32 protein-coding genes and 1 tRNA gene are annotated in these 24,878 nt (G+C 70.8%); 15 read left to right on the top strand and 18 right to left on the bottom strand.

Annotation, left to right across the window (positions count from 1 at the left end; all coding sequences use genetic code 11):
- Positions 1-106 precede the first annotated feature (106 nt).
- The 6 genes from ilvA (at position 107) to thsB (ending at position 4,669) form a co-directional block, all read left to right on the top strand.
- Positions 107-1,342, top strand: a complete 1,236-nt coding sequence (gene ilvA / locus U5911_RS06205; protein ID WP_336036087.1) for a threonine ammonia-lyase — start codon at positions 107-109, stop codon at positions 1,340-1,342.
- 53 nt (positions 1,343-1,395) lie between these two features.
- Positions 1,396-1,779: a RidA family protein gene (locus tag U5911_RS06210; RefSeq protein WP_336036088.1), complete on the top strand. Its 384-nt coding sequence runs from the start codon at positions 1,396-1,398 to the stop codon at positions 1,777-1,779.
- Entirely contained in the window at positions 1,780-1,968 is a 189-nt protein-coding gene (locus U5911_RS06215; protein ID WP_336036089.1) for a DUF7981 family protein, read from the top strand.
- A gap of 46 nt (positions 1,969-2,014) precedes the next feature.
- Positions 2,015-2,096: transfer RNA gene (locus U5911_RS06220), tRNA-Ser, on the top strand.
- A 332-nt stretch (positions 2,097-2,428) separates the two neighbouring features.
- Positions 2,429-2,722 carry a hypothetical protein gene (locus tag U5911_RS06225; protein ID WP_336036090.1) on the top strand — a complete coding sequence of 98 codons (294 nt, stop codon included), beginning with the start codon at positions 2,429-2,431 and terminating at the stop codon, positions 2,720-2,722.
- Between the two features lie 276 nt (positions 2,723-2,998).
- On the top strand, positions 2,999-4,669 hold the full coding sequence (gene thsB, locus U5911_RS06230) for a thermosome subunit beta (protein ID WP_336036091.1): 1,671 nt from the start codon (positions 2,999-3,001) through the stop codon (positions 4,667-4,669).
- Between the two features lie 96 nt (positions 4,670-4,765).
- On the opposite strand, the gene U5911_RS06235 is transcribed toward thsB, so the two are convergent.
- Positions 4,766-4,951 (bottom strand): hypothetical protein, encoded by a 186-nt coding sequence (locus U5911_RS06235; protein WP_336036092.1) that lies wholly within the window; start codon positions 4,949-4,951, stop codon positions 4,766-4,768.
- Positions 4,952-4,998: 47 nt separating this feature from the next.
- Positions 4,999-5,460, bottom strand: a complete 462-nt coding sequence (gene lrp / locus U5911_RS06240; protein ID WP_336036093.1) for an HTH-type transcriptional regulator Lrp — start codon at positions 5,458-5,460, stop codon at positions 4,999-5,001.
- A 124-nt stretch (positions 5,461-5,584) separates the two neighbouring features.
- On the opposite strand from lrp, the gene glnA reads away from it, so the two are divergent.
- Positions 5,585-6,946 carry a type I glutamate--ammonia ligase gene (gene glnA, locus U5911_RS06245; RefSeq protein ID WP_336036712.1) on the top strand — a complete coding sequence of 454 codons (1,362 nt, stop codon included), beginning with the start codon at positions 5,585-5,587 and terminating at the stop codon, positions 6,944-6,946.
- Here the strand turns inward: glnA and U5911_RS06250 are convergent.
- The 6 genes from U5911_RS06250 to U5911_RS06275 all read right to left on the bottom strand — a co-directional run bounded on the left by U5911_RS06250 (position 6,928) and on the right by U5911_RS06275 (position 12,868).
- The gene (locus U5911_RS06250) at positions 6,928-7,782 is read right to left on the bottom strand and encodes a phosphatase PAP2 family protein (protein ID WP_336036094.1); all 855 of its coding nucleotides are present in this window, start codon (positions 7,780-7,782) and stop codon (positions 6,928-6,930) included. The genes glnA and U5911_RS06250 overlap by 19 nt on opposite strands.
- The gene (locus U5911_RS06255) at positions 7,779-8,954 is read right to left on the bottom strand and encodes a YihY/virulence factor BrkB family protein (protein WP_336036095.1); all 1,176 of its coding nucleotides are present in this window, start codon (positions 8,952-8,954) and stop codon (positions 7,779-7,781) included. Before U5911_RS06255 ends, U5911_RS06250 begins: the two co-directional genes overlap by 4 nt.
- A gap of 55 nt (positions 8,955-9,009) precedes the next feature.
- On the bottom strand, positions 9,010-10,128 hold the full coding sequence (locus U5911_RS06260; RefSeq protein ID WP_336036096.1) for a tRNA (guanine(26)-N(2))-dimethyltransferase: 1,119 nt from the start codon (positions 10,126-10,128) through the stop codon (positions 9,010-9,012).
- 203 nt (positions 10,129-10,331) lie between these two features.
- Entirely contained in the window at positions 10,332-11,645 is a 1,314-nt protein-coding gene (gene aceB, locus U5911_RS06265) for a malate synthase AceB (protein WP_336036097.1), read from the bottom strand.
- The gene (locus U5911_RS06270; RefSeq protein ID WP_336036098.1) at positions 11,635-12,690 is read right to left on the bottom strand and encodes an isocitrate lyase/PEP mutase family protein; all 1,056 of its coding nucleotides are present in this window, start codon (positions 12,688-12,690) and stop codon (positions 11,635-11,637) included. Before U5911_RS06270 ends, aceB begins: the two co-directional genes overlap by 11 nt.
- Positions 12,683-12,868 carry a hypothetical protein gene (locus tag U5911_RS06275; RefSeq protein WP_336036099.1) on the bottom strand — a complete coding sequence of 62 codons (186 nt, stop codon included), beginning with the start codon at positions 12,866-12,868 and terminating at the stop codon, positions 12,683-12,685. Before U5911_RS06275 ends, U5911_RS06270 begins: the two co-directional genes overlap by 8 nt.
- Positions 12,869-13,097: 229 nt before the next feature.
- Between U5911_RS06275 and U5911_RS06280 the strand changes: the two genes are divergently transcribed.
- Positions 13,098-13,436: a hypothetical protein gene (locus U5911_RS06280; RefSeq protein ID WP_336036100.1), complete on the top strand. Its 339-nt coding sequence runs from the start codon at positions 13,098-13,100 to the stop codon at positions 13,434-13,436.
- A gap of 58 nt (positions 13,437-13,494) precedes the next feature.
- On the opposite strand, the gene U5911_RS06285 is transcribed toward U5911_RS06280, so the two are convergent.
- The 3 genes from U5911_RS06285 to hisH all read right to left on the bottom strand — a co-directional run bounded on the left by U5911_RS06285 (position 13,495) and on the right by hisH (position 15,268).
- Positions 13,495-13,842, bottom strand: coding sequence for a hypothetical protein (locus U5911_RS06285; protein ID WP_336036101.1), 348 nt, complete (start codon positions 13,840-13,842; stop codon positions 13,495-13,497).
- 268 nt (positions 13,843-14,110) lie between these two features.
- Positions 14,111-14,542 (bottom strand): GNAT family N-acetyltransferase, encoded by a 432-nt coding sequence (locus U5911_RS06290; protein WP_336036102.1) that lies wholly within the window; start codon positions 14,540-14,542, stop codon positions 14,111-14,113.
- Between the two features lie 69 nt (positions 14,543-14,611).
- Positions 14,612-15,268 carry an imidazole glycerol phosphate synthase subunit HisH gene (hisH, locus tag U5911_RS06295; protein ID WP_336036103.1) on the bottom strand — a complete coding sequence of 219 codons (657 nt, stop codon included), beginning with the start codon at positions 15,266-15,268 and terminating at the stop codon, positions 14,612-14,614.
- Between the two features lie 128 nt (positions 15,269-15,396).
- Here hisH and phnD point away from each other — a divergent pair, with 128 nt between their 5' ends.
- From phnD to U5911_RS06310, 3 genes are all read left to right on the top strand, one after another.
- Positions 15,397-16,461, top strand: coding sequence for a phosphate/phosphite/phosphonate ABC transporter substrate-binding protein (gene phnD / locus U5911_RS06300; RefSeq protein WP_336036104.1), 1,065 nt, complete (start codon positions 15,397-15,399; stop codon positions 16,459-16,461).
- A 78-nt stretch (positions 16,462-16,539) separates the two neighbouring features.
- The gene (phnC, locus tag U5911_RS06305) at positions 16,540-17,361 is read left to right on the top strand and encodes a phosphonate ABC transporter ATP-binding protein (RefSeq protein ID WP_336036105.1); all 822 of its coding nucleotides are present in this window, start codon (positions 16,540-16,542) and stop codon (positions 17,359-17,361) included.
- On the top strand, positions 17,358-18,377 hold the full coding sequence (locus U5911_RS06310; protein ID WP_336036106.1) for a PhnE/PtxC family ABC transporter permease: 1,020 nt from the start codon (positions 17,358-17,360) through the stop codon (positions 18,375-18,377). Before phnC ends, U5911_RS06310 begins: the two co-directional genes overlap by 4 nt.
- Here the strand turns inward: U5911_RS06310 and U5911_RS06315 are convergent.
- The 3 genes from U5911_RS06315 to U5911_RS06325 all read right to left on the bottom strand — a co-directional run bounded on the left by U5911_RS06315 (position 18,374) and on the right by U5911_RS06325 (position 19,793).
- Positions 18,374-18,970, bottom strand: a complete 597-nt coding sequence (locus U5911_RS06315) for a uracil-DNA glycosylase (RefSeq protein WP_336036107.1) — start codon at positions 18,968-18,970, stop codon at positions 18,374-18,376. The genes U5911_RS06310 and U5911_RS06315 overlap by 4 nt on opposite strands.
- A 69-nt stretch (positions 18,971-19,039) precedes the next feature.
- Entirely contained in the window at positions 19,040-19,588 is a 549-nt protein-coding gene (locus U5911_RS06320) for an endonuclease dU (RefSeq protein WP_336036108.1), read from the bottom strand.
- Positions 19,589-19,613: 25 nt separating this feature from the next.
- Entirely contained in the window at positions 19,614-19,793 is a 180-nt protein-coding gene (locus U5911_RS06325; protein WP_336036109.1) for a DUF5786 family protein, read from the bottom strand.
- Positions 19,794-19,901: 108 nt separating this feature from the next.
- On the opposite strand from U5911_RS06325, the gene U5911_RS06330 reads away from it, so the two are divergent.
- A complete protein-coding gene (locus tag U5911_RS06330; protein WP_336036110.1) occupies positions 19,902-20,513 on the top strand; it encodes an MBL fold metallo-hydrolase in 612 nt (203 codons plus the stop codon).
- A gap of 115 nt (positions 20,514-20,628) precedes the next feature.
- On the top strand, positions 20,629-21,165 hold the full coding sequence (locus U5911_RS06335; protein WP_336036111.1) for a GNAT family N-acetyltransferase: 537 nt from the start codon (positions 20,629-20,631) through the stop codon (positions 21,163-21,165).
- A gap of 10 nt (positions 21,166-21,175) precedes the next feature.
- Here the strand turns inward: U5911_RS06335 and U5911_RS06340 are convergent, their stop codons facing one another.
- The 3 genes from U5911_RS06340 to U5911_RS06350 form a co-directional block, all read right to left on the bottom strand.
- On the bottom strand, positions 21,176-21,319 hold the full coding sequence (locus tag U5911_RS06340; RefSeq protein WP_336036112.1) for a 50S ribosomal protein L40e: 144 nt from the start codon (positions 21,317-21,319) through the stop codon (positions 21,176-21,178).
- Between the two features lie 82 nt (positions 21,320-21,401).
- A complete protein-coding gene (locus U5911_RS06345; protein ID WP_336036113.1) occupies positions 21,402-21,836 on the bottom strand; it encodes a DUF488 family protein, N3 subclade in 435 nt (144 codons plus the stop codon).
- Entirely contained in the window at positions 21,833-22,381 is a 549-nt protein-coding gene (locus U5911_RS06350; RefSeq protein WP_336036114.1) for a DUF367 family protein, read from the bottom strand. Before U5911_RS06350 ends, U5911_RS06345 begins: the two co-directional genes overlap by 4 nt.
- 88 nt (positions 22,382-22,469) lie before the next feature.
- Between U5911_RS06350 and U5911_RS06355 the strand changes: the two genes are divergently transcribed.
- Positions 22,470-22,820: a nuclear transport factor 2 family protein gene (locus tag U5911_RS06355; RefSeq protein ID WP_336036115.1), complete on the top strand. Its 351-nt coding sequence runs from the start codon at positions 22,470-22,472 to the stop codon at positions 22,818-22,820.
- An 89-nt stretch (positions 22,821-22,909) separates the two neighbouring features.
- Positions 22,910-23,458 (top strand): hypothetical protein, encoded by a 549-nt coding sequence (locus tag U5911_RS06360; RefSeq protein WP_336036116.1) that lies wholly within the window; start codon positions 22,910-22,912, stop codon positions 23,456-23,458.
- Here U5911_RS06360 and serS read toward each other — a convergent pair whose 3' ends face one another.
- The gene (serS, locus tag U5911_RS06365) at positions 23,459-24,838 is read right to left on the bottom strand and encodes a serine--tRNA ligase (RefSeq protein ID WP_336036117.1); all 1,380 of its coding nucleotides are present in this window, start codon (positions 24,836-24,838) and stop codon (positions 23,459-23,461) included.
- Between the last annotated feature and the right edge of the window lie 40 nt (positions 24,839-24,878).

Here is a 24,878-nt window from a genome sequence, read left to right on the forward strand (position 1 = left end):
ATGACCACGCGGGGCCTCGGTGGGAGTGTCACACGCTCGTTCCCCACGGTTTCTCGGGGCGACGGCATCACCAACCGTTAACAGCGGCTCCGCCGTAGCCGGCGGTATGATCGACCTCGACGACGTGCTGGCCGCCCGCGAGCGCGTGGCGGACGTCGCCCGACACACGCCCCTCGACTACTCGAACACGTTCTCCACGATGACCGGGGCGGAGGTCCACCTGAAACTCGAGTGCTTCCAGCGCACGGGCTCGTTCAAGATCCGCGGCGCCGCCAACCGCATCCGCACGCTCTCCGCGGCCGAACGGGACGCGGGCGTGGTCACGGCGTCCGCCGGCAACCACGCGCAGGGCGTCGCGCTCGCGGCGAGCCGGTCGGGCGTCGACGCGAAGGTCGTGATGCCGGAGGCCGCGCCCATCTCGAAGGTCAGGGCGACGGAGAGCTACGGCGCCGAGGTCGTCCTCCACGGCGTCGACTACGACGAGGCGCAGGCGCACGCCCACGACCTCGAGGAACGGGAGGGGCGGACGTACGTCCACGCGTTCGACGACGAGTACGTCATGGCCGGCCAGGGGACGCTCGGCCTCGAAGTCGTCGACGACCTCCCGGAGCTGGACACGGTCGTCGTGCCCATCGGCGGCGGCGGCCTCATCTCCGGGGTCGCCACCGCGGCGAAGGCCCACGACCCGGACGTGCGGGTCGTCGGCGTGCAGGCCGAGGGCGCGTCGACGGTCGCGCAGTCCCTCCAGAAGGGTGACCCGGAGCGCGTCGACGCCGTGGACACCATCGCGGACGGCATCGCGGTGCGGCGCGTCGGCGAGACGACGTTCCCCGTCATCCGGGAGCGCGTCGACGAGGTCGTCACCGTCTCCGACGACGAGATCGCGACCGCGCTCGTGTTGCTGCTCGAACGCGGGAAGACGCTCGTCGAGGGCGCCGGCGCCACCCCGCTCGCCGCCCTCCTCGGGGAGGCGTTCGACTACGCGCCCGACGAGGCGGTCGTGCCCGTGCTCAGCGGCGGGAACATCGACCTCAACCTCCTCACGACCGTGGTGATGCGCGGCCTCGTCGACCAGGGCCGGTACGTGAAACTCCGCACCGTCCTGAAGGACCGGCCGGGCGCGCTCAACGACCTCATCGACGTCGTCGCGGACGCGCGAGCGAACATCTACGCCGTCCAGCACGACCGCACGAACCGCGACATCGCGATGAACGCCGCCGAGGTCGAACTCGACCTCGAGACCCGCGGCCCCGAGCACGTCGACGCGCTCCTCTCGCGCATCCGCGAGGAGGGCTTCGACGTCACCGTCCTGAACGGCCCGCGCCCGCCGGGCAAGGGCTGAGCGCCGCGCCGAGACGGCGAGTCTTTATTACGCGGGCACGCGACCCACCGAACATGAAACGGACCATCGAGACGCCCGACGCCCCCGCCGCGGTCGGCGCGTACAGCCAGGCGACGACCGACGGCAACATCGTGTTCACGGCCGGCCAGATCCCGATGACGCCGGACGGCGACATCCTCGACGACGAACCGATCGCGACCCAGACGCGACAGAGCCTCGAGAACGTCAAGGCCATCCTCGAGGCGGAGGGGCTGACGATGCAGGACGTCCTGAAGGTCTCCGTGTTCCTCGACGACATCCAGGACTTCGAGGCGATGAACGACGCCTACGGGGAGTACTTCCAGGACAACCCGCCGGCGCGGTCGGCCATCGAGGTCGGGAGCCTCCCGAAGGGCGTCGGCGTCGAGGTGGAGGCCATCGCCGCCCAGCGCGACTAGATGGAGCGGGCGACGAAGGACGCGCTCGCGTGGGGCGCGACCGGCGCGCTCGCGTTCCTCGTGCTCGCGCAGGCCTACCGGTTCGTCGCGGACGCGGCCGTCGGGTTCCTGCCCCTGCTCGGCGTCGCGGCCGTCGTGTTCGCGGTCGCCGCCGCGGCGTCCCACCGGCTCGCTGGACGCCTCGCCTGACGCGAAAAGAAGGGTTTAAACGCGCGACTCCGGTAGGTTACGTCGGGCCGGGATGGCCGAATGGCAAAGCGCACGCCTGGAAAGCGTGTCCCCTTACGGGGTTCTGGGTTCAAATCCCAGTCCCGGCGTCTTCTCGCGGTACTCCGCCCGGAGCGGCGCGGCTCGTCGCGCCGCGTGGCGGACCGTGGTGTGGCCGTCGCCGGGATTCGGACCCCTACCAGACGCAGCGTGAACGGCGTGAGCGACCGTCTGGTTCCGGGTTCAAATCCCAGTCCCGGCGTCTTCTCGCGGTACTCCGCCCGGAGCGGCGGCTTCGGGCCGCGTCGGCCGCGGAGCGGCGGCCTCGGGCTGCGCCGACCGCGGAGCGGCGGCTTCAGGCCGAGCCTATCCGCGATAGTACGCGCGTAACGCTCGTTTAGGTGCCGCATAGCCAATACTGCGGGACTGCTGGACTCGCGGTATGAGCACCAGCGAGGAGTCACCGGGGGAGACGCTCGCGGACCTGCGGACCGAGGAGCGCGTGCGGCTGGCGGTCGGCGACCGTCAGTTCGAGGGCACGGCCCGCCGGAAGACCGTCGCGGGCGACCGCGTGCGCGCGGTCGTCGAGACGGGCGACGACCACGTGTTCCGCATCACGTCCGAGTGGGTGCAGGGGTGGCTGGACCCGCTCGTGGACGAGTACGTGGCCGACGACCGCGTGCAGCCGGTGGGGACGGCGGCGGAGCTGGAGCTGGTCGACGCGGACGGCCCGTAGGTTTTCCGCCGGGCGGTTCTCCGCCGGGCGCGCCGTCGTCGCAGGCGTGGGTGGCCAGTACCCGTCGAGACTGGCGTCAGTACCCGTCGAGGCCGCCGTCGCGTAACTTAAAACCCGTCCGCGAATCCCCGGTTCGTGTGAACGCCTGACACAGTAATCCGGGGGTTCAGTCAGTTTCCGGCCGTCTCAGGCCCGTGGCGCCGCGACTCGGCCACGTCATCTCCGAGCGAAGATAGAAACTCTTATATAGAATCACATTCAATCCTTCGAGTGACTATGGCACAGCAGCAGCGGATGCAGGGACAGCCCATGATCATCATGGGCGACGACGCCCAGCGCGTGAAAGACAAGGACGCCCAGGAGCACAACATCTCCGCGGCGCGAGCGGTCGCGGACGCCGTCCGCTCCACGCTCGGCCCGAAGGGGATGGACAAGATGCTCGTCTCCTCGATGGGTGACGTCACCGTCACGAACGACGGCGTCACCATCCTCCAGGAGATGGACATCGACAACCCCACCGCGGAGATGATCGTGGAAGTCGCCGAGACCCAGGAGGACGAGGCCGGCGACGGCACCACGACCGCGGTCGCCATCGCGGGCGAACTCCTCAAGAACGCCGAGGACCTCCTCGAGCAGGACATCCACCCCACCGCCATCATCAAGGGGTACAACCTCGCCGCCGAGCGGGCCCGCGAGGAGGTCGACAACGTCGCCATCGACGTCGACCCCGACGACGAGGACCTCATCCGGAGCGTCGCCGAGACGTCGATGACCGGCAAGGGCGCCGAGCTCGACAAGGAACTGCTCTCCGGCATCATCTACGACGCCATCAACCAGGTCGCCGTCGAGACCGAGGACGGCGACATCGTCGTGGACGCCGCCAACATCAACATCGAGACCCAGCAGGGCCAAAGCGTCGGTAACTCCGAACTGCTCGTCGGCGCCGCTATCAGCAAGGACCCCGTCCACGACGAGATGCCCAGCGAGGTCGAGGACGCCCGCATCCTCCTGCTGAACGAGGCCATCGAGGTCGAGGAGGCCGAGGCCGACACCTCCGTCAACATCGAGAGCCCCGACCAGCTGCAGTCGTTCCTCGACCAGGAGGAAGAGCAGCTCAAGGAGAAGGTCCAGCAGATCAAGGACACGGGCGCCAACGTCGTCTTCTGCCAGAAGGGCATCGACGACATGGCCCAGCACTACCTCGCGAAGGAGGGCATCCTCGCCGTCCGCCGCACCAAGAAGTCCGACATCGAGTTCCTCACGAACGTCCTCAACGCGGGCGTCGTGACGGACCTCGACGCCGCCACCGAGGCCGACGTCGCGTCCGGCTCCGTCTCCCGGGACGCCGAGGACGAGCTGTTCTACGTCGAGAGCGACAGCGACGAGGCCCACGGCGTCACAATCCTCCTGCGCGGCTCCACCGAGCACGTCGTCGACGAGCTCGAACGCGGCGTCAACGACGCGCTCGACGTCTCCGCGCAGACCCTCAGCGACGGTCGCGTCCTGCCCGGCGGCGGCGCCATCGAGGTCGAACTCGCCGACCGCCTCCGCGACTACGCGGACTCCGTCTCCGGCCGCGAGCAGCTCGCCGTCGAGGCGTTCGCGGACGCGCTCGAACTCGTCCCGCGCGTCCTCGCGGAGAACGCCGGCCTCGACTCCATCGACACCCTCGTCGACCTGCGCTCGGCCCACGAGTCCGGCGACGAGCGCGTCGGCCTGAACGTCCTCTCCGGCGACCTCGAGGACACCTTCGAGGCCGGCGTCGTCGAACCGGCCCACGCCAAAGAGCAGGCCGTGACGTCCGCCAGCGAGGCCGCGAACCTCGTGCTCAAGATCGACGACATCATCTCCGCGGGCGACCTCTCGACCGACAAGGGCGACGACGAGGGCGCCGGCGGCCCCGGCGGCGGCATGGGCGGCATGGGCGGCATGGGCGGCGCGATGTGACGTCGGCCCGGACCGACTCCACGACGGCCGACTGACGCGCCGCTCGCTCCGCACCGCTCGCTCACCGACCCGCGGTACCTCCCTGCGATTTTTCGGCTACTGTCCGACCCACTCGATAGCCGCCGCCGTGGCGTCGAAGACGAGGTACGCCAGCGCGAACGTCGCGAACGCCGTGAACGCGCGGCTGACGCCGGTGACGTCCGCCTGGGACCACGCGAGCACGGCGACGACGGTCGCGACGGTGAGCGCGCCCGGTCGCGGGCGCAGGTCTGCGCGGAGCACACGCTGTCGTCGACGCGGCGGGACAAAGAACCGCGGTCCGGTCGGGGTTACTCGTCGTCGACGTCGAGCGTGAATTGCTCGTTCTCGGCGGCGGCGTTGAGGACGACGCTGGTGTTGGACTCCTTGATGTCGGCGTCTGCGAGCAGTTCCTTGATGAGGTCGTTCATGTCGTCGGTGTCGGTGAACTTGCCGACCGCGACGACGTCGTAGTCGCCGGTGACTTCGTAGACGGAGATCATCTGCTTGTGGTCGCGGAACTGGTCGGTGATGTCGGGGAGCGCGCCGCCCTCGACCTTGAGCTGGATGATGGCGGTGACGTCGTAGCCGACCTGGTCGTAGTCGACGACGGGCGTGTACCCCTCGATGACGCCCTCGCTCTCGAGGTCCTTGAGGTGGTTCGAGACCGTGGTGACGGAGACGTCGAGCTCGTCCGCGAGGCTGCGGAGGCTCGCGCGGCCGTCGTCGAGGAGTTCGTTCACGAGGTTCGCGTCGAGGTTTTCGTACGTCATACACCGCCCTACCGTTCCCACCCTATAGAAGTTTACGAATGTTCAGTTATTCTCGGACAGCTCAAAATTACACCAAGCGATACTGCTTTAGTGGTGGATGTACACGTCAAAGGTGTCCATACAGATGACGAACGGGAACTCATCGAGCGACCTCAGCCCGAACGAGCAGGCCGCCCTCGAGAAGATCGACGAACAGAACATCGACTTCCTCCGCCTCCAGTTCACGGACATCCTCGGCACCGTGAAGAACGTCTCCGTCCCCGCCCACCAGGCCGAGAAGGCGTTCACTGAGGGCATCTACTTCGACGGCTCCAGCATCGAGGGGTTCGTCCGCATCCAGGAGTCGGACATGCGCCTCGACCCCGACCCGGAGACGTTCGCCGTGCTGCCGTGGCGCTCGAACGGCGAGGGGGCCAGCGCCCGCCTCATCTGCGACGTCGTCGACCGCACGGGCGCCCCCTTCGAGGGCGGCCCGCGCCAGGTGCTGCAGTCCGTCCTCGCGAAGGCCGACGACATGGGGTACTCCGTAAGCATCGGCCCCGAACCCGAGTTCTTCCTCTTCGAGAAGGACGACGACGGCAACGCGACCACGGTCGCCCACGACAACGGCGGCTACTTCGACCTCGCGCCCAAGGACCTCGCGTCCGACATCCGCCGCGACATCATCTTCACGCTCGAACAGATGGGCTTCGAGATCGAGGCCAGCCACCACGAGGTCGCTCGCGGCCAGCACGAGATCAACTTCAAGTACGACGACGCGCTCACCACCGCTGACAACATCGCGACGTTCCGCGCGGTCGTCCGCGCGGTCGCCGAGCAGAACGACGTCCACGCCACGTTCATGCCCAAACCCATCGGCGAGATCAACGGCTCGGGCATGCACAGCCACATCTCGCTGTTCGACGACGACGGCAACAACGCGTTCGCGGACGACGACGACGAGTTCAACCTCTCGGAGACCGCGTACAAGTTCATGGGCGGCGTCCTCGAGCACGCGCCCGCGTTCACCGCCGTCACCAACCCGACCGTGAACTCCTACAAGCGCCTCGTCCCCGGCTACGAGGCCCCCGTCTACATCGCGTGGAGCGACGTCAACCGCTCCGCGCTCATCCGCGTGCCCGACGCCGCGGGCGTCTCCGCGCGCTTCGAGATCCGGTCGCCGGACCCGTCCTGTAACCCCTACCTCGCGCTCGCCGCGGTCATCGCCGCCGGCCTCGACGGCATCGCGTCCGACGCCGACCCCGGCGACGCGGTCCGCGAGGACATCTACGAGTTCGACGAGGAGAAGCGCGCGGAGTACGGCATCGACACCCTCCCCGGCAGCCTCGGCGAGGCAGTCACCGCCCTGGAGAACGACGAGGTCGTCCGGGACGCGCTCGGCGACCACGTCTCCGAGAAGTTCGCGGAGGCCAAACGCCAGGAGGTCGCGGAGTACAAGACGTTCGTCTCGGCGTGGGAGACCGACCGCTACCTCGAGAAGTTCTGAGCGGCGGGCAGCGCGACGAACGCCACGCCCGCGGCGGCGTGGGCCGCCCACACAACCGGCAACGCCGCTTCTGCAGCGAGCGTGTACGCGGCCGCACCGCCGAGCACCACGAGCGCCGGCAGCGCCGTGCGCGCGTCCACCGGCGCCTCGAGCGCGTCCAGGCGCGTGACCGCGAGCCAGCCCGCGAGCGCGCCGCTCGTGCCGCCGAGCGCCGCGACCGGGTCCAGCGTCGGCCCGACGACCAGGACGGCCGCGGCGGCCGTGGCGACGCCGACGGCGAACCCGTAACCGACGCGGCGGCGCGTGAGCGCGACCATCCCGGCGACGAACGCGGCGCCGACGGCCGCGCCCGCGACGACGTCCACGAGGTAGTGGACGCCCAGGAACAGCCGCGTCGCCGCGACCAGCGCGATCAGTCCCGCCGCGGCGGCGTACCGGCGCGCGCGGTCGCCGGCGTCCAGCAGGACCGCGAGCCCGCCGTAGAACGCCGCGGCGCCCGTGGTGTGGCCGCTCGGGAAGCCGTTGCCGTCCTGGGCGACGCGCATCACCGACTCGGGCGGCCGCGGCTCCGCGAACGCGCCCTTCAGGAGGACGACGACGGCGAGCGCGCCGATGCTCACCGCGAGCAGGCGCGCGCCGTCCCGCCGCGTCAGCCAGCCGCGCCGCGGCCCGAAGAGGTAGACGGCGGGGCCGACGGTCGTCACGAACCACGTGCTCCCGAGGAACGTCAACGCGGCCACGACCACCACGAGGGACTCCGGGACGGCGCCGGCCAGCGTCTCCGTGACGCCGACGCCGCGGGCCGTCGCGGGCGCGAGTGGACTGCCGCCCGTCATCGTCGCCACGAACTCACCCGGTCGGCGACGCGTCCCGGCAGCCCGACGGCGCTGACGCCGACGCCGAACAGCACCATCAGCGTGTACAGGCCGAGCGTCGACAGCCACACCACGACCATCGCGAGAATCGCCCAGCCGCCGGAGAGGTAGACGAACGCGCCGACGGTCATCAGCGTGCCGTACAGCAACACGAGGTACGGCCCCCAGCCGCGGGCCTTCCCGCGGCGCAGGCGCTGGCGGACGTACTGCTTGAGGTCGCGTTCCAGGTCCGAGCGGCTGACGGTCTTCGCGTCCAGCTCCTCGCGGAGCGCCGCGACCTCGGCGCCGAGTTCGGCGACGTCGGGCGCCTCCTCTGGCGGCTCCGGCCGCGACTCCGCGTCCTCGTCGTCGTCAGGTCGTCCCGACAGCACGGCGTTGGCTACCGCGCCGAGCGTGATAACGATGCCGCCGAAGTACAGCCACGTCACGACCAGGAGCGCGCCCCCGAGGATGCCGTACACTTCGCCGCCGCCGACCGACGCCACGTACACGCGGAACCCCTGCGCGAGCAGCGTCCAGCCAACCGCCGCGACCACTGCGCCCGGGAGCGCGTCGCCGACGGTCGTCTCGACGTCCGGGAAGACGTAGTACGCCGGCAGGAAGACGACCGTCAGCGCGACGGGGAGCGCGAGCACGCTCGCGACGTCGACGACCGGCAGGACGTCGAGGTACGGCACCGCGACCGTCACCGCGACCGCGGCGGCGATGGCCAGCGGCAGGGTCGCGAGCACGACGACCGCGTCGACGACCTGCTCGGGGAGCGGCTTGGCGTCGTCGGCGCCGTAGATCTGGGCGAACGCGACGTCGAGCCCGCGGAACAGTTTGAGCCCGGACCACGTCAGGAAGAGGAGGCTGACCGCGGTCGCGCCGGTGCGGCCGCGCGCGCTCGTGAGCGCCTCCCGGGCCGCCGCCTCGCCGCTCGGCGTGAGGTACTGGTCGAGCGAGCCGACGAACGCGTCGACGAGTTCGACTCCGTCGAGCGCCGTCACCGCGACGACGGCGAGGGTCAGCAACGGGATCAGCGAGACGAACGCGTAGTACGCCACGGCGGCCGCGAGGAACGTCACCTGCTCGTCGCGCGCGCGAGCGGCCATCGCGCGAGCGACCGACGCGGCGGTGCCGATTCGAGTCACGTCACCGCCTTCGACGGCCGCCGTGATAAATCGGGCTCTTGGGACCGGCCGCCGCTCAGTCCAGCACCGCGGCCTCGACGTCGGCGAGCGCGCCGTCGGTCTTGAACGTCGTGCCGCCGAAGTGGGTCCGCGACGCCGCGAGGCCCGCGTCGCGCAGCGCCGCGAGGAAGTCGTCCATCGCGATGGCGGGCTCGGACCACTGCTTGTAGAGGCGGTGCTGGTCGAAGTGCGTGGGCTCGTGGAGTTCGCCCGCGACGGCGTCGAGCAGGCGGCGCGCGCGCTCGGCGGTCCCCATGTCGTCGGTGACGTGCTCGCGGACGCGCGCGACGAACTCGCGGTCGTGGGCGGGCCCGAGCCAGATGGGGCCGGCCGGCAGGACCTGCCGGCCGCCGCAGTGCGCGCACGCCTCCGGCGGGTGGGCGACCAGGCCGTACTCGCGCTCGCGGTGCAGGCACTCCTGGCAGTGGTAGACGTAGCCGAGTTCGTCGAGCGCGGCGTCGGCGTCGGTCGCGCGGTGGGAGAGGTCGAGGTACGTGCGGACGTAGTGGTCGCTGACGTGGCTGAGCACCGGGGTGACGCCGACGTCGTAGCGCGCGGCGGTGCGCGCGAGCGCCGACAGCAGCACGCGCAGCCCCATCTCGGCGTGGTAGTCGGTGTTCCGCGGGACCGCGCCGTACTTCCGGACGCCGGACTCGAAGTGCGCGCCACAGAGCGGCGCGGTGTCGGTCGCGGTGACGCAGACGAGGTTCCGGGCGTTCGCGAACGCGGCGTCCGCGAACGGGACCGGCGACCCGAACGGGTCGAGGTCGACGACGTCGAAGTACCGGCCGTCGTCGTGCAGGAGGCTGTTGACGTTCCGCTCGACGACCGTGCCGTCGAGGCCGTTGCGCGCGAGGTTCTCGCGCGCCAGTTCGACCGCGTCCGGGTCGAGGTCGGCGAGCGTCGCCGCCCAGCCGTTCGCGGCGGCCCGGACGCCGCGGACGCCGCTGGCCGCCATCGCGTCGAGGTAGGTCTCCGCGCGCGGCTCGCGCTCCCGGTACGCCGACAGCGCCGCGACCGTGACGTCCCGGTTGAGCTCCTGGGTCGGGTTGAAGAACACGTCGTCCGCGGCGCCCTCGCCGCCGCCGGACTCCCCGGGGACCTCGACCGTGACGCCGCCCTCCTCGACGAGCATACCGCTACTCGGTCGGGACGCGAAAAAAGCGCCGCGGTCCGCGGCCGCCGCGCGCCGGACACGTCCGCCAAGACGCGGCGCGCGGCGGCACCGGGTGGCGGCGCGGTCCGCCCGCGAGCGCCACTCGGAGAGCCAGTCCGGGTGGTGACGCCCGCGGTCTGCGGACCGGCCGCCACGCCGGGACGCGGCCGCCCGCGTTCGGGTCAGTCGCCGACCGCGAGCGCGCGCTCGACGACCGCCGGGCCGTAGCGGTCCTCGAGGGCGTCGTGCTGGTCGGGGCGGTGCTCGTGGACGTCCTGGAACAGCGCGATCGGGGTCCGTGCGGCCTGGTAGGTCGCCTCGTCCCACATGCGGTCGGTGCTGACGTCGACCGCGACGCCGTCGACGACGAGCGTCGCCTCGCGGGTCATCGCGATGGCGCCCCGTCCCGCCGCCTTCGCGGCCTCGAACTCCTCCATGGAGTCGACGACGTCGTCGAGGCTCGGGACGTAGGACGCGCGGTCGAGGATTGCCTCTCGGAGGCCGTCCTCGTCGAGGTGTCGCTCGGTCCCCTCGGCTTCGAGGACGTACTCGCCGTCCTCGCGGTCGAGGTCGACGGCGTCGCCGTCGTAGACGAAGCGGCCGTCCTCGCGGTCGAGTTCCACCTCGCGGCCGCCCGCGTCGAACAGCCACGACCCCTCGACGGGCGGGAGCGGCGCGGTGTTCGCCACCTCGACCTGCGTGGGGGTCAGCGACCAGATTCCGGTCATCCCCCGCGCGCGGTTCTCGCGCATCCGCTCGCGGTAGCCGTCGACGTCCCGGATGTCGTCGTAGGGGCCGTCGACGGCTACCAGGCCGGCGGCGCTGGCGCCCCGGGACGTGTTGTGCCGGAGCTCCGGCCACTCGGGGAGCTCGCCCGTGGGCGTCATCGCGCGCATGTCCTTCGTGTAGTCGACCTCGCCGTCGACGAGGAGGAACAGCCGCTCGAGGTTGTTCGACGGCTTCCCCATCTCCGCGCGGAGGTCGCCCATCGCGAGCTCGGCCTCGCCGGACTCGACGATGACGGACATCGAGAGGCTGCCGGGCTCGAGGCCGTGTTCGGCCTCGACGACCGTCATCGCCTCGTCGGCCTTCTTCCAGTCGTCGACGTCGCCGACCTCGGGGACGACGAACCCGTCGACGTGGTCGACGGCGCCCCGGTCGGGGTCCGCGATGGTGTGCATCTGCTCGAACCCGTCGCGTCGCGCGCTCGGTCGGTCGCGGTGCCAGACCACTCGCGGGTGGATCTCGCCGGGGAAGTCGGCGCCGTGTTCGGCGACGACGTCCGCGACGTTCTCCGCGCCCTCCTCGCGCATCGACGGCGCGGTGGCGTCCTCGTTGTCGGGCACCCAGACGTCCGGGGCCTCCATGCCGCGGAGCCGGGCGGCGCGCCGCAGCATCTTCGCGGAGTCGTCCTCGCCCTCGACCGCGGTCGGGGAGGTGAAAAACGTCCGCACGAACGCGCGGTCGTAGTGGCGGTCGGTCGGGTCAGTCGTCATCGCTGGCTTCCGTGGCGGCCGCCTCGTCGGCCGTGATGGGGTCGCTCTCGTCCCCGCTGTACCCCTCCGAGTCCTCGATGCGGCGCCTGGCCTCGGGGTCGAACTGCGTCTCGATGTCCTGGTAGCGGCTGACCAGCGAGAGGTCGTGGTGGCTCTCGGTCTCGTGGCCGAGGTAGCACTCCTCGAGGTCGAACTGCGCCTGCTCGGCGTTCTCCCGGATGTTCACCATGTCCTCGTAGACGGCGTGTGCGCCCGAGTGCAGGCCGTACAGCGTGATGAAGACGTACCTGTACCCGAGGTCGCCGAGCTCCTCGAAGGTCAGCGGGTCGTCCTGCTCGCTCCACGCGAACGACGACGAGTAGTTGAACGCCAGGTCGAGGTCCGGGTGGGTCTCGTGGATGGTCTCGGCGTACTCGACGGCGTCCTCCCGGGAGGGGTCGGGCATCTCGGGCCAGACGAGGTCGACGCCGGCGTCCGCGTAGATGCGACCGCGCTCGAGGTGTTCCTCCCAGTCGCCGTTCGCGGAGCCGTACGCGTCGGTCCGCGCGATGACGACGGTGTCCTCGCTCTGCCTGGCGTCGACGGCGCCCTCGAATCGCGCGCGTGCCTTCTCCCGGGGGACGATCTGCTTGCCGGCGATGTGGCCGCAGCGCTTCGGCGTGGTCTGGTCCTCGATGTGGACGGCGGCGACGCCGGCCTTCTCGTACTCGCGGACGGCCCGCCGGACGTTGTGCACGCCGCCGTAGCCGGTGTCGCAGTCCGCGACCACGGGGAGGCTCGTGGCGTCGACGATGCGCTTGGCGTTCTCGACCATCTCGGTCATCGACACCATCTCGAGGTCGGGGAAGCCGAACTGCCCGAGGACGGTGGAGTAGCCGCTCATGTAGACGGCGTCGTGGCCGGCGCGCTCGGCGAGCCGGGCGTCGAGGGCGTGGTAGAGGCCGGGCGCGAACACGTACGGTTCGTCGTCGAGCAGGTCGCGGAACTCCCTGCCGGCGGGGTTGTCGAGGTCGCGGTGCGTGTAGTCGGGGTACTCGTCACTCATCGGTGGGCTCCGTGGTGCGGTGGCTCCAGACGGTCTCGGCCATCGAGTCGCGTTCGCTGGCGTCCCCGCTGAGGTCGGGGACGACGGGGGCGCCGGTGCAGTCGGCGTCGGTGTACGTCGGTCGCGTGCGGTCGGTTCGGCGTCGAGCGGTCGCGTTCATGTCGGGGTCTGTCGCCATGGTGTGGGGGCGCGATCGGGTGGCTGTGGGGCGGTGCGGGTCTGGCCGCGGTGGTGTGCTACGTGCATCGCGACTGGGACGGCGACGGACAGCCGCATAAAGTTAATGAATTATCATGTACAATGACTGGGAACTGCATTAACAATCATTAAATAATGGATTTGGTACGTCAAGACGTACCACGGTCGCCGACCGAACCCCTATACCACCCGGCACCCAACACCACCCCGTGCCCGAGGTAGAGGACTGGCGGCGCGCGCTCGCCGACGCCGGCGAACTCACCGCCCCCATCACCGAACGCATCCTCGCCGACCACGGCGACCGCGGCCAGCGCGCCATCCAGGCCGCCAGCGAGGGCCGCGTCAAACAGTACAACGACTTCACCGTCGTCGTCGGCCACGAGGACGAGTACGTCGTCGAAGCCGGCTCCTGTAACTGCCAGGACGCCCGCTACAACCTCGGCCCAGCGGAGTCCTGCTGGCACGCCATCGCCGTCGACGTCGCCGAACGCGTCGACGCCGTCGACCACCACGACATGTTCTACAGCGAAGTCCGGGACTTCCTCTAGGCGGAGCGTGCCGCGCCGTCCGCCCCGCCGCCGTGTTGCAGTCGGGCCCGCCGCGGCGTCACTCGACGCCGGGCGTCCGCTGGGAGAGCGCCGTCCCGTCGCCGGAATCCCGCTGGGTCAGCGCGATCCGGCGCTCGGCCGCGCAGTCCGGGTGCGCCGGCTCGCCGCACGGCAACTGGTGGACGGCGTCGCCGATGGGCCGCTGGCAGACGAAACAGATCGTCCGCGGCGCCGCCGCGTCGCCCTCGGGGCTCTCTACTCCACTCTCGGTCCCGGGCGCGGCTCGCTCGCCGCTTTCGGTCGCTCCGTCGGTCCCGGACGCGGCTCGCTCGCCGCTTTCGGTCGCTCCGTCGGCCCCGGACGCGGCTCGCTCGCCGCTCTCCACTCCGCTCTCGGTCCCGTTCACGCCTCTCTCTCCGTCGGTCCCGCTGTCCGTCCCGTGCACGACTCCCTCGTCCGCTGCTCCCGTTCCCCCGCTCATTGCTCGTTCTGTTTACCCTTCGACGTTCCACGAATAGCTCTTGTGGTCGGGAATCGGCCGTCTCCGACCCTCAATGCGAGTGTCGCGTCGGACCACGGGCCAGCGGCACCGGAACCCGAACCGGGTCACGCGCGGGGACCCACCGTCGTCACTCGCGGCGGTGTACCACTTCCGCTCGCGGCCGTGTGCCCCGTCACTCGCGGCGGTGCACCATCCACGACAGCGGCTCCGGGTCGCCGTCGGGGTGGGCGACGTCCTCGTCCATCACCTCGAAGCCGCAGGACTCGTAGAACGGGACCAGGCCCTCGCGCGCGAGGAGCGCGGGCGCGACGTCCTGGAGGCGCGGGTGGTCGCGGACCGCCGCCACCAGGTCCGCGCCGAGGCCCTCGCCGCGGCGGTCGGCGTCGACGACCACGTCGTACACCATCGCGTAGTAGCCGTAGTCGGTCAGCACGCGCGCGGACGCGACCGGCGCCCCGGTCTCGTCGTCGCGCAGGACCACGACCTCGTCCGTGTGCCGGAGCGCGTCCCGGACGTCGTCCTCCTCGCGGTCCGCCCACCAGCCGTAGGTCGCGTACAGCGAACACAGTTCGTCGGCGGTCGCGCCGTACTCCACGGTCGCCATGCCGACTCGTCGCCGCAGGGCGCGAAAAGCGTTGCCCGGGTCCGTCACTCGCTCGCAGACGCCCCCGGACTACTGGTCGGCGCAGACGTCCACGAAGTTCCGGAGGATCCGGAGCCCGGTCTCGCCGGACTTCTCCGGGTGGAACTGCGTGCCGAAGACGTTGCCCGCGTCGTTCGCGACGACCGAGGGGAACGTCGTCCCGTAGTCCGTCTCGGCGACGACGTGGTCGTCGCTGTCCGGGTCCGCGTAGTAGGAGTGCACGAAGTACGCGTACTGGCCGTCGACGCCCTCGACGAGGGGGTGGTCGCGGGTCACGTCGAGTTCGTTCCAGCCCATGTGCGGGACCTTCACGTCGCCCGTGAACCGGCGGTTCCGGCCCGGAACCAGGTCCAGTCCCGTCACGTCGCCCTGCCCCTCCCGGTCTGCCTCCTCGCTGGACGTCAACAGCATCTGCATCCCCAGGCAGATGCCGAACAGCGGCCGCCCCTCGGCGGCGGCGTCCGCGAGGGCGTCCCGGAACGGCCCCGCGTTCTCCATGCCGTCGCCGAACGCGCCGACGCCCGGCAACACGATGCCGTCGGCGTCGTCCAGCGCCCCCGGGTCGTCGGAGACGGTCACCGACGCGTTCGCGCGCTCCAGGCCCCTGGTGACGCTCCGGAGATTCCCGAGGCCGTAGTCCACGACGACGACGGAGGCCGCCGTCTGCTCGCTGGCCGTCGTACTCATGGCCGTCCGTTCGCCCCCCGAGGCAAAGTGGGTTTCCCCACAGTCGGCTCAATAGGCCTGTATACCGGTAGATATCGTCGAAGGGCAAACCTTTTCAACTGGCTCTCATATTCACAAACGAATTCCCCATGGCGGGACGACGCAAATTCATCAAGCTCGCAGGCGCGACAGGCATCGCAGGGCTCAGCGGCCTCGCCGGCTGTACGGGCGGCGGCGGTGACGGCGACGGCACCACCGAGAGTCCCGACACGGAAGACGACGGCGGCGACGGCACGACCGCGGCCGACACCACGGAGTCCGGCCCGTCGATGACCTTCGGCGGCGACAACACCGTCGACTTCGGCATCTCGCCGTCCGTTCCCCAGGAGGACCTCGAGGTCCAGTACTCGCCGCTGGAGGACCACATCGGCAGCTACCTCCGCGAGAACTACGACGTCCCCAGCGGCCTCGAGGTCGAGGGGACCATCGGCAGCAACTACAGCGCCATCATCCAGTCGCTGGGCCAGGGAACCCTCGACATCGCCGAGACCGGGCCGTTCGCGGCCGGCCTCGGCGTCATGACCGAGAACGCGGAGATCATCCTCCAGCGCTACGGCTACGGCGGCTGGACGTACAAGAGCATCATCGCGGTGCCCAACGACAGCGACATCGAGTCCCTGTCGGACCTCTCCGGGAAGACGGTCGCGTTCTCCGACCGCCTCTCGACCAGCGGCGCGCTGTACCCCCTGTTCAGCATGTCCTCGGAGGGCGACCTCGACGTCGGCGAACTCCCCGAGGGCAACGGCTCGCAGGCGGAGTTCGACGCGCGCTTCGCGGGCGGCCACGTCCAGTCGTACACGCTCCTCGAACAGGGCCAGGTCGACGCCGCCGCGATGGGCGGCTTCGTGCGCGACACGAAGACTGGTCCGTCCCCCGACGAGTGGCAGGACGTCGCGACGACGCTCCACGAGGACGAGGGCCTGCCGCGCGCGCCCATCGTCGTGTCCCCGGAGCTCAGTGAGGAGGCCAAGGAGGCCATCCAGACCGCGTTCCTCGAGGGCCCGGACAGCATCTACTACGGCGCGGACGGCGAGGAAGGCACGGACGACGACCTCTGGTTCGGCGACGTCCGGGAGGCCGGACGCGAGGAGTACCAGTCGGTCATCGACGTCGCGGAGGAACTCGACATCGGCACCGACATCTTCGACCAGTAACCGCGGACGCCCGCCAGTCACCAGAGTTCGGACCGTTTTTCTGGCGGTCGGCCGTTCGCCACCACGAGAGGACAACAGATGCCCACAATCGAATTCGAGAACGTCACCAAAGTGTACGGTGAGGACACCGTCGCGCTCGACGACGTGTCGTTCACCGTCCAGGAGGGCGAGTTCGTCATCCTGCTCGGGCCCTCCGGCGCCGGGAAGTCCACGATGCTGCGAGTGCTGAACGGCCTCACCGAGCCGACCGAGGGCAACGTCCTCATCGACGGCGAGGACCGCACGGGCAACCGCAGCGACGTCGGCATGGTGTTCCAGGAGCACTACCTCATCGAGAGCAAGAGCGCGTTCGGGAACGCGCTCACGGGCGCGCTCTCCCGGAACGGCCTCGTCCGGAGCGCGCTCGGCATGCACGACGACGACGACAAGGTCGACGCCCTCGAGGCCCTGCAGACCGTCGGCCTCCTCGACGAGGCCGGCCAGCGCGCCGAGTCGATGAGCGGCGGCCAGAAGCAACGCGTCGGCATCGCCCGCGCGCTCGTCCAGGGCCCCGAGATCCTGCTCGCCGACGAGCCCGTCGCGAGCCTCGACCCGAAGGCCGCCCGCGACGTGATGCGCTACCTGAAGAAGGCCGCGACCGAACAGGACCTCACCACGGTCACCAGCCTCCACCAGGTGAACATCGCCCGCGAGTTCGGCGACCGCTTCCTCGGCATCCGCGACGGGAACGTCATCTTCGACGGCGACGCCGACGACCTCACGATGGACGAGATGGACCGCATCTACTACGGCGACGGGAGCGGCGACGAATCGCTGTCCACCGACCCGACCGGCACGGACGCCGTGCCGTCCGAGGCCGGCGAACCGAACGCCACCGCCGACGGGGGTGACGACGCGTGAGCTCCGAGTCCGCCGACTCCGCGGTCCGCCAGAAGCTCGCGGCCCTCGACCGGCTCCGCCGCCTCCGGTACCTGCTGTACCTGACGGTGGTCGGCGCCGTCGTCGGCGTCACGTACTGGGGGCTGGGCTTTGTCGGCTTCCAGGCCTACGTCGTCGCCGACCGGGCGTCCGAGATGTACAAGTTCATCTCGACCGGCTTCTTCCCGCCGGACTTCCAGAACTTCACCATCTACACGAAAGACGAGGGCATCTCCGGGCTGCAAGCCCTCCCGGCGAGCTTCCGGGACGGCGGCGCCCACATCCTCGACAGCTTCCAGTCCTCCCGGCAGTCCCTCGTGAAGGCCAGCCTCGTGACGCTGCTGTTGGGCTTCATGGGGACCGTGCTCGCGTTCCCGCTCGCGCTCGTGCTCGGCGTGCTCGGCAGCGAGCGCGTCATCCCGTTCCCGTTCAACTTCATCTTCCGCGGGACGCTGAGCGCCATCCGCGCCATCCCCGCCATCGTCTGGATCTTCCTGTACATCCCCATCGGGCCGCCCGGTCAGATGACCGCGGTGCTCGCCATCGCGACCGACAGCATCGGGAACCTCGGCCGCCTGTTCACCGACGACCTCGAGGAGATCGACGAGGGCCCCATCGAGGCGATCCGGTCGACGGGCGCGTCCAGCACCCAGACCGTCAGCTTCGGCATGCTGAGTCAGGTCTCGCGGTCGTTCATCGCGTGGACGCTGTACATCCTCGAGATCAACACCCGCATCGCCATCTCCCTGGGCGTCGTCGGCGCCGGCGGCCTCGGGCTGATGATCCGGAACAGCCAGGACCTCTTCGAGTTCCAGCAGACCGCCGCCGGCCTCATCATGGTCTTCATCGTCGTGCTCGGCATCGAACTCGTCTCCTCGCGGATCCGCGCGCGGCTGCGCCCCGGCGAGCACTCCGGGAAGACGTTCGTCGAGGCGCTGCGTGACCTCTTCGACCCCGGCAAGTGGCTCGGCACCAGCAAGCCCAAGCAGGAGAACTAGAACTCGCCGAGCCGGGACTGCCCGCCGCTTCCGCCCGCCATCGTCGCGGCCTTCTCGATGGTCCTCGTGAACGCCTCCGCCTGACTCCGGTCGTACAGCGTCGCCGCCGGGTGCAGGCAGACCAGGACGTCCCGGGGCTCGCCGCCGAGGTCGACGCGCTCGACGCTGCCGGTCTCGCTCGTGACGGCGACGTCGCGCCCGAGCAGGTGCTCGCCGGGCACCTTCCCGAGCGTCACGACGACCTCGGGGTCGACGAGTTCGACCTCGCGCTCGAGGTACGGCCGGCAGTTCGCGAGCTCCTCGCTCGTGGGGTCGCGGTTCTCGGGCGGCCGGCACCGCACGCAGTTCGTGATGCGGACGTCGGCGCGCGCGAGGCCGGCGTCCCGGAGTTCGTCGTCGAGGACGTCGCCGCTGCGCCCGACGAACGGCTTCCCCTCGGCGTCCTCGGTGGCGCCCGGCGCCTCGCCGACGAACAGCACCGCGGCGTCTGCGGGGCCGTCGCCGTTCACGATTCGGCTGCGGGACTCGACGAGGTCGCTGCAGCGCTCGCAGGCGGTGACCGCGAGTCCGTCCATGCCCTCGGTGTCGCTCATGTCTCCCCCGTCCACGGCCGCGTGGTTAAGCGTTACAGACCGGCCGCGCGGGGCGGCGCTGTCCTCCCGTCACTCGCGGACGTAGTCGTCGCCGGCTCTCGCGGCGAGCCGGGCGACCCTGAGCGGCTCCGGGCGGCCGCCCGCTGGCGTGAACGCGCGCACGACCTCGCGCGGTTCGTCGCAGCCGACCGACCGCACGAACACGCGCTCGCCGTTCACGGCCACGGGCTCGCGGTCGGGCTGGCGGTCGTAGACGGCGAGCCGGTCGGCCGCCGCCGCGCCGTCGAACTCGCGCTCGATGGCGTCCGCGAGCCCCTCGCTGCGCTCGAAGGAGACGGACAGCACCGGCCGGTCGACGGCGTCGTGGACGGCGTAGAGGTCGACGACGTTGAACCACGCGGGCGCGACGCCGGCGACGAACACGTACCGGACGTCCTCGCGGTCGAGGCGGTCGTAGCACTCGACGACCGCGTCGGTGGCGTCGAGGCCGCCGACCGTACACGACGCGAAGGAGAAGCCGTCGGCGACGCGGGACGCGCGCACGACCGCGCCGGCGAGCGTCGACTCGCGGCCGCGGTAGGACTCGGCGACGCCGAGCGCGCGCGTCCCGGACTTCACGCTACGGTCCCCTCGGGCGGACTCGCTACTCGCCCTTGATGTCCTGCAGGCGGTCGAGCAGTTCGTCGTTCGACGCGCCGATCTCGTAGCTCACGTCCCCCGAGTGCTCGTATTCGGCCGTGTCGAGCCCCTCGTCGGCGTCGATGTCCTCTGAGTCGAGAGACTGGTTCTCCTGTTCGGACTCGTCGTAGCTCCCGAAACCCATGGTACACTCGAACGTAGGCGGTCCCGGGTGAAAAGTCCCCCGCCGAATTGGGCGTCACCACTCATAAACCCCGTCGGTTTTACACGGCCCGCGGCCGTCGGTCGACGCATGGACGTCACCAACGTCACGCGGGACGCCGAGTCGTTCACGTGCAACGCCTACCTCGTCGACGGCGACCGCACGACGCTCGTCGACGCGGGCGCCTACGGCGGCGTCGTCGACGAGGTCCGCCGCCGCGTCGACGGCCTCGACCGCGTCGTGCTCACCCACCAGCACGGCGACCACGTCGAGGCGCTCGGCGCGGTCGTGGACGCCTTCGACCCCGACGTGTACGCGTACGGGGCCCACGACCTCCGGACGCACGAACTCGCCGACGGGGACCGCGTGACGGTCGGCAGCGACGACTTCGAGGTCGTGTTCACGCCCGGGCACGCCCCCGACCACGTCTCGCTGGTCTCCGAGACCGCGCTGTTCTCCGGGGACGTGGTCGTCCACGACGACGGCGCGTTCGACGACGGGAGCTTCGGCCGCACCGACCTCCCCGGGCAGTCCCGCGACCGACTCGTCGACAGCATCCGCGACCTCCTCGACAGGATGCCGGCGACCGTCGAGGACATGTACTCGGGCCACGGCGGGGAGTTCCACGGCGACGTCCGCGCGGTCGTCGAGCGCGCGCTCGAGCGCGCCGAGCGCCGCGAACCCAAGTACCCGGAGGAGTAGCGTCGGCCGCGGCGAGCCCGAGTACCCGGAGGAGTAGCGTCGGCCGCGCCGCTGGTCTGCCAGCGGCTGTCACACCACGAGAACCCTTTTCTCCGCGGTTCGCGTCCGTCGGAGTATGCCCGGCAGACCCTTCCTCGAGGGCGAGACCGTCGACCTCTGCGCGGTCAGCGAGGACGACCTGGAGTTCCTCCGGGAGACCCTCAACGACCCCGCCGTCTGGCCGACCCTGTCCGCCCGCAACCCCCTCACCGAACGGCAGGAACGCGAGTGGTACGAGGAGCACGCCAGCGCCGACGACGGCAACGTGAACTTCGTCGTCGCCGTCGACGGCGACCCCGTCGGTACCGTCGGCGTCCACGGCGTCGACGACGTCGACGGGAGCGCCGAACTCGGCATCTTCCTCGCCGAGCAGTACTGGGGGAACGGCTACGGCACCGAGGCCGCGCGGCTCGCCACCGACTACGCGTTCCGCCAGCACCGCCGCCACCGCGTCGTCGCGCGCGTCTTCGAGGGCAACGACGCCTCGGCGCGCATCTGGGAGACGCTCGGCTACGAACTCGAGGGCGTCCACCGCGACGAGGTCTACGTCGACGGCGAGTACCGGGACGTCCGGTACTACGCGGTCCTAGAGGACGAGTGGCGCGAGAGCTGACCGCGGGGCGTTACGCAGACCGGCGCTCCGTGGCCTTCGGGCGGAGGCGCTTGTAGCCGCACTTCCGGCACTCGGTCGCGCGCTTCGGGTTGCGGGCGTTACACCGCATGCAGATCTGCTTCTCGAGCAGGCGTTCCTCGATACTCTGGCTCATGCGCCGGGATTCGCCGCGGACGCGTTTAAGCGTTTAGGAACGACCGCGACCGGTCGCGCCGCCCGCGCCTGGCGACCAGCAGTCACTCCTCGAGGCGGGCGGCCAGCCGGTCGCGGAGAATCGTGCGGTGGCAGCGCTTCTCGTCGGTGTTCTCGAAGCAGACGAGCGCCAGCGACTCGCCGCCCGCCAGCCGCGCCGCGAGGGCCCCGAGCGCGTCCCGCGCGTCGGCGTCCCCCTCGAGGTGCTCGCGGTACCGCTGCGCGAAGTCGACGCCCCGCCACGCCCGCCGGTTCGCCTCGGCGCCGCCGACGCCGTCGGCCTCGAGTTCGCGCTCGCGGGCCTTGGCGTCCTCGAGCAGCGGTTCGGGCGGCGCGAGCGCCGGGGCGTTCTCGTCGACGGCCGCCGAGAACCAGCCCGTCGGCCGCCGCACGACGCCGACGAGCGTCGCGTCCCCGGGGACGTCGGCGGTGTCGTGCTGGAGCGCCGCGACGTACGTGTCCGCGAGGCCCCCGGTCACGCCCGCTCGCCTCCGCTGTCTCCCTCGCCTGCGGCCTCGCCGCCGACCGGTTCCTCGTCCGCGAGGTAGTCGTCCTGCACCGCGACCACGTCGCCGGAGTCCTCGCACTCGGCGTACCGCCGCAGCGGCTCCTCGTTCAGGTCGAGGAACGTCTGCCCCCACGTGAACTTCGAGAGGATTCGCTCGGCGTGCTCGCGCTCCCCGAGGATGGCGAGCGCGCCCGCGAACGCCTCCACGGTGTTCAGCTGGAACGGGTTCCCGTAGTTCACGGGGTTCGCGGCGACGAGGAACGGGAGCGCGCGGTGCTGGCCGCTCATCTCGAACATCGCTCTCCCAGCGGTCTCCCACGAGCAGTCCAGCGCCACCAGCCGGTCGTGGTCGGCGTCCGCCGGCGACAGCGCCACGTCCGCGTGCGGATTCAACACCACCCCGTACGGCGTCGCCCGCGCGGACTCGTGCAGGACGGCCTCGTCGAAGCGCGCGAGCCTGCGCGCCGTGCACTTCGCGGGGTCGTCGTCGCCCTCGTAGCGAACGTGGAGGTCCACGCGCCCAGTTCGCACCGGCCGGACTAAAGCGGCGCGCTCGCGCCGGGCCGCCCCCGGTTTCTTGTCCGGCCGCGTCCACGCTGCGAGCATGGACGCCGCCGCGCTCGCGCAGACGTACTACGACGCCATCGACGACGGCGACTACGACGCGCTCCGCGAGGCGCTCGCGCCCGACTTCCAGCACGTCCGCCCGGACCGCACGCTCGACGGCCGGGACGCCTTCGTCGCGTTCATGCGCGACGACCGGCCGCGGACCGACACCAGCCACGTCGTGGACGCCGTCTACGAGGGCGCAGACGGCGTCGCGGCGCGCGGCCGCCTCCTCGGTCCCGAGGGGGAACTGTTCGCGTTCGTCGACGTCTTCGAGACCGCGGACGGCGCCATCGCGGCGGTGCGGACGTACGCCAGCGACGTGGACGCGACCGCCACGACCGACTGAGCGCGGCCGACGCGCCGGCGCCGGACTGCGACCGGCCGCTCGCATCAGGGACAACGCGTTTCCGGGCGCGCCGCGAACCGACCGGTCCGATGGCACGCACGCGCAGGCGGTTCCTCGCCGCCGTCGGCGCCAGCGCGACGCTCGCCGGGTGCGTCGTCGGCGCGCCGCGGGGCGACCCCCGGTATCGGCTGTCGGTCCGCGTCGTCGGCGAGCCCGACGACCCGTTCCGGTTCGACGCGGCGGTGCGCCGGGCCGCGGCGACGAACTGGTCGCCGCTCGCGCTCCGCGTCACCTACGAGAACGCGCGCCCGGCCGACGACGAACGCGAGTCGGTCGCGCCGCGGTCGCCGGTGCGGTTCGGCGAGCCGCCGGCCGACGTCGCGTTGCTCGACCCCGACGCCGCGTACGAACAGGCCGAACCCGGCTGCTGGACGCCCGAGGCCGACGGCGTCGGCGCGCTCCTCGGCGAACTGGACCTCTCGGACCTCCCGCCGGGGACCACCGCTCACTTCGACTACGAACTCTGGGGGACGCCGCGGGACGAGCACGTTGACCGGTGCCTCCGGCCCGGCGCGCACCGGATCCCGATGCGGTTCGGGCTCGGCGCCGAACTCGAGGCCGTCGTCGAAGCGCCGTGACTACTCGCGCTCGCCGGCGCCGAGCGCGCTCTCGCCGACCTTCGGCGACCCCTCGATGACCTCCGTGCCGCCCATGTACGGCTGGAGGGCTTCCGGCACGTCGACGGTGCCGTCCTCGTTCTGGTAGTACTCGAGGATGGCGACGACGACGCGCGGAATCGCCAGCCCCGAGCCGTTCAGCGTGTGGACGTACTCCGCGCTCTCGTGGCGCTCCGGCCGGTACCGGATGCCGGCGCGCCGCGCCTGGAAGTCCTCGAAGTTCGACACCGACGACACCTCCAGCCAGCGGCCGCCGAGTTCGGGGCCGTCGTCCATGTCGTCGGCGGGCGCCCACACCTCGATGTCGTACTTCTTCGCCTGCGTGAACCCCAGATCGCCCGTGCACATCTCGAGGATGCGGTACGGGAGTTCGAGGCGCCGCAGGACCTCCTCGGCCTCGTCGACGAGCGCCTCGAAGCGCTCGTACGACTCGTCGGGCTCGACGAAGTTCACCATCTCCACCTTGTTGAACTGGTGGACGCGCACGATCCCCCGGGTCTCCGTGCCGTGCTCGCCGGCCTCGCGGCGGAAGTTCGGCGTGTACGCCTGGTGCTTGATGGGGAGGTCGTCGCTGAGCAGGATCTCCTCGCGGTACATGTTCGTCACCGGGACCTCCGCCGTGGGGAGCAGCCAGAGGTCGTCGTCGTCGTAGTCGGCGTCGTTGTCGCCGCCGATGCGGTAGGCGTCCTCGACGAACTTCGGGAACTGGCCGGTGCCCTCCATCGCCTTCGAGTTCACCGGAATCGGCGGGAAGACGTCCTCGTAGCCCTGCTCGCGGTGGACGTCGAGCATGAACTGGACGAGGGCGTGCTCGAGGCGCGCGCCCTCGCCCTTCGCGAAGTAGAAGCCGCCGCCGGCGACCTTCGCGCCGCGGTCGAAGTCCAGGACGTCGAGGTCCTCGCCGAGGTCGTAGTGCGGGACGACCTCGTCGGGGAGGTCCCGCAGGTCGTCGAAGAGCTCGCGGCGGCGCTCGACGTTCTCGGTCTCGTCGGCGCCCACCGGGACGTCCTCGTGGGGGACCATCGGGAGCGTCAGCAGCTTCCGCTCGAGTTCGGCCTCGAGTTCGTCGGCGCGCGCCTCGACGTCCTCCAGTTCGGCCTTGAGCTGCTGGGAGCGCTCGATGGCGTCCTCGGCGGCCTCGTCGTCGCCCGCCTGCTTGAGTTCGCCGATGGTCGAGGAGACCTCGTTGCGCTCGTGGCGGAGCTCGTCGCCGCGGGCCTTCAGCTCGCGCCACTCCTCGTCCACCGCCAGGATGCGGTCGAGGTCCGCGTCCACGCCCTTCTTCTCGAGGGCGGCCCGGACCTCGTCGGGGTGTTCGCGGACGTACTGTCTGCTCAGCATTTACTCGACGTTGCGCGCCGCGCGGCAAGAACGTATCGCA

The sequence above is a fragment of the Halobacterium yunchengense genome (genome assembly GCF_037031165.1).
Lineage (GTDB): Archaea > Halobacteriota > Halobacteria > Halobacteriales > Halobacteriaceae > Halobacterium > Halobacterium yunchengense.

Coding starts and splice junctions, on each gene's coding strand:
- aceB (WP_336036097.1), bottom strand. CDS start 11,645: ATGACGACTGACCCGACCGACCGCCACTACGACCGCGCGTTCGTGCGG.
- phnD (WP_336036104.1), top strand. CDS start 15,397: ATGGCGGGACGACGCAAATTCATCAAGCTCGCAGGCGCGACAGGCATC.
- ilvA (WP_336036087.1), top strand. CDS start 107: ATGATCGACCTCGACGACGTGCTGGCCGCCCGCGAGCGCGTGGCGGAC.
- U5911_RS06315 (WP_336036107.1), bottom strand. CDS start 18,970: ATGAGCGACACCGAGGGCATGGACGGACTCGCGGTCACCGCCTGCGAG.
- U5911_RS06360 (WP_336036116.1), top strand. CDS start 22,910: ATGGCACGCACGCGCAGGCGGTTCCTCGCCGCCGTCGGCGCCAGCGCG.
- U5911_RS06225 (WP_336036090.1), top strand. CDS start 2,429: ATGAGCACCAGCGAGGAGTCACCGGGGGAGACGCTCGCGGACCTGCGG.
- U5911_RS06275 (WP_336036099.1), bottom strand. CDS start 12,868: ATGGCGACAGACCCCGACATGAACGCGACCGCTCGACGCCGAACCGAC.
- hisH (WP_336036103.1), bottom strand. CDS start 15,268: ATGAGTACGACGGCCAGCGAGCAGACGGCGGCCTCCGTCGTCGTCGTG.
- phnC (WP_336036105.1), top strand. CDS start 16,540: ATGCCCACAATCGAATTCGAGAACGTCACCAAAGTGTACGGTGAGGAC.
- U5911_RS06270 (WP_336036098.1), bottom strand. CDS start 12,690: ATGAGTGACGAGTACCCCGACTACACGCACCGCGACCTCGACAACCCC.
- U5911_RS06250 (WP_336036094.1), bottom strand. CDS start 7,782: ATGACGGGCGGCAGTCCACTCGCGCCCGCGACGGCCCGCGGCGTCGGC.
- glnA (WP_336036712.1), top strand. CDS start 5,585: ATGACGAACGGGAACTCATCGAGCGACCTCAGCCCGAACGAGCAGGCC.
- U5911_RS06260 (WP_336036096.1), bottom strand. CDS start 10,128: ATGCTCGTCGAGGAGGGCGGCGTCACGGTCGAGGTCCCCGGGGAGTCC.
- U5911_RS06340 (WP_336036112.1), bottom strand. CDS start 21,319: ATGAGCCAGAGTATCGAGGAACGCCTGCTCGAGAAGCAGATCTGCATG.
- U5911_RS06335 (WP_336036111.1), top strand. CDS start 20,629: ATGCCCGGCAGACCCTTCCTCGAGGGCGAGACCGTCGACCTCTGCGCG.
- lrp (WP_336036093.1), bottom strand. CDS start 5,460: ATGACGTACGAAAACCTCGACGCGAACCTCGTGAACGAACTCCTCGAC.
- U5911_RS06355 (WP_336036115.1), top strand. CDS start 22,470: ATGGACGCCGCCGCGCTCGCGCAGACGTACTACGACGCCATCGACGAC.
- U5911_RS06210 (WP_336036088.1), top strand. CDS start 1,396: ATGAAACGGACCATCGAGACGCCCGACGCCCCCGCCGCGGTCGGCGCG.
- U5911_RS06290 (WP_336036102.1), bottom strand. CDS start 14,542: ATGGCGACCGTGGAGTACGGCGCGACCGCCGACGAACTGTGTTCGCTG.
- U5911_RS06325 (WP_336036109.1), bottom strand. CDS start 19,793: ATGGGTTTCGGGAGCTACGACGAGTCCGAACAGGAGAACCAGTCTCTC.
- U5911_RS06330 (WP_336036110.1), top strand. CDS start 19,902: ATGGACGTCACCAACGTCACGCGGGACGCCGAGTCGTTCACGTGCAAC.
- serS (WP_336036117.1), bottom strand. CDS start 24,838: ATGCTGAGCAGACAGTACGTCCGCGAACACCCCGACGAGGTCCGGGCC.
- U5911_RS06215 (WP_336036089.1), top strand. CDS start 1,780: ATGGAGCGGGCGACGAAGGACGCGCTCGCGTGGGGCGCGACCGGCGCG.
- thsB (WP_336036091.1), top strand. CDS start 2,999: ATGGCACAGCAGCAGCGGATGCAGGGACAGCCCATGATCATCATGGGC.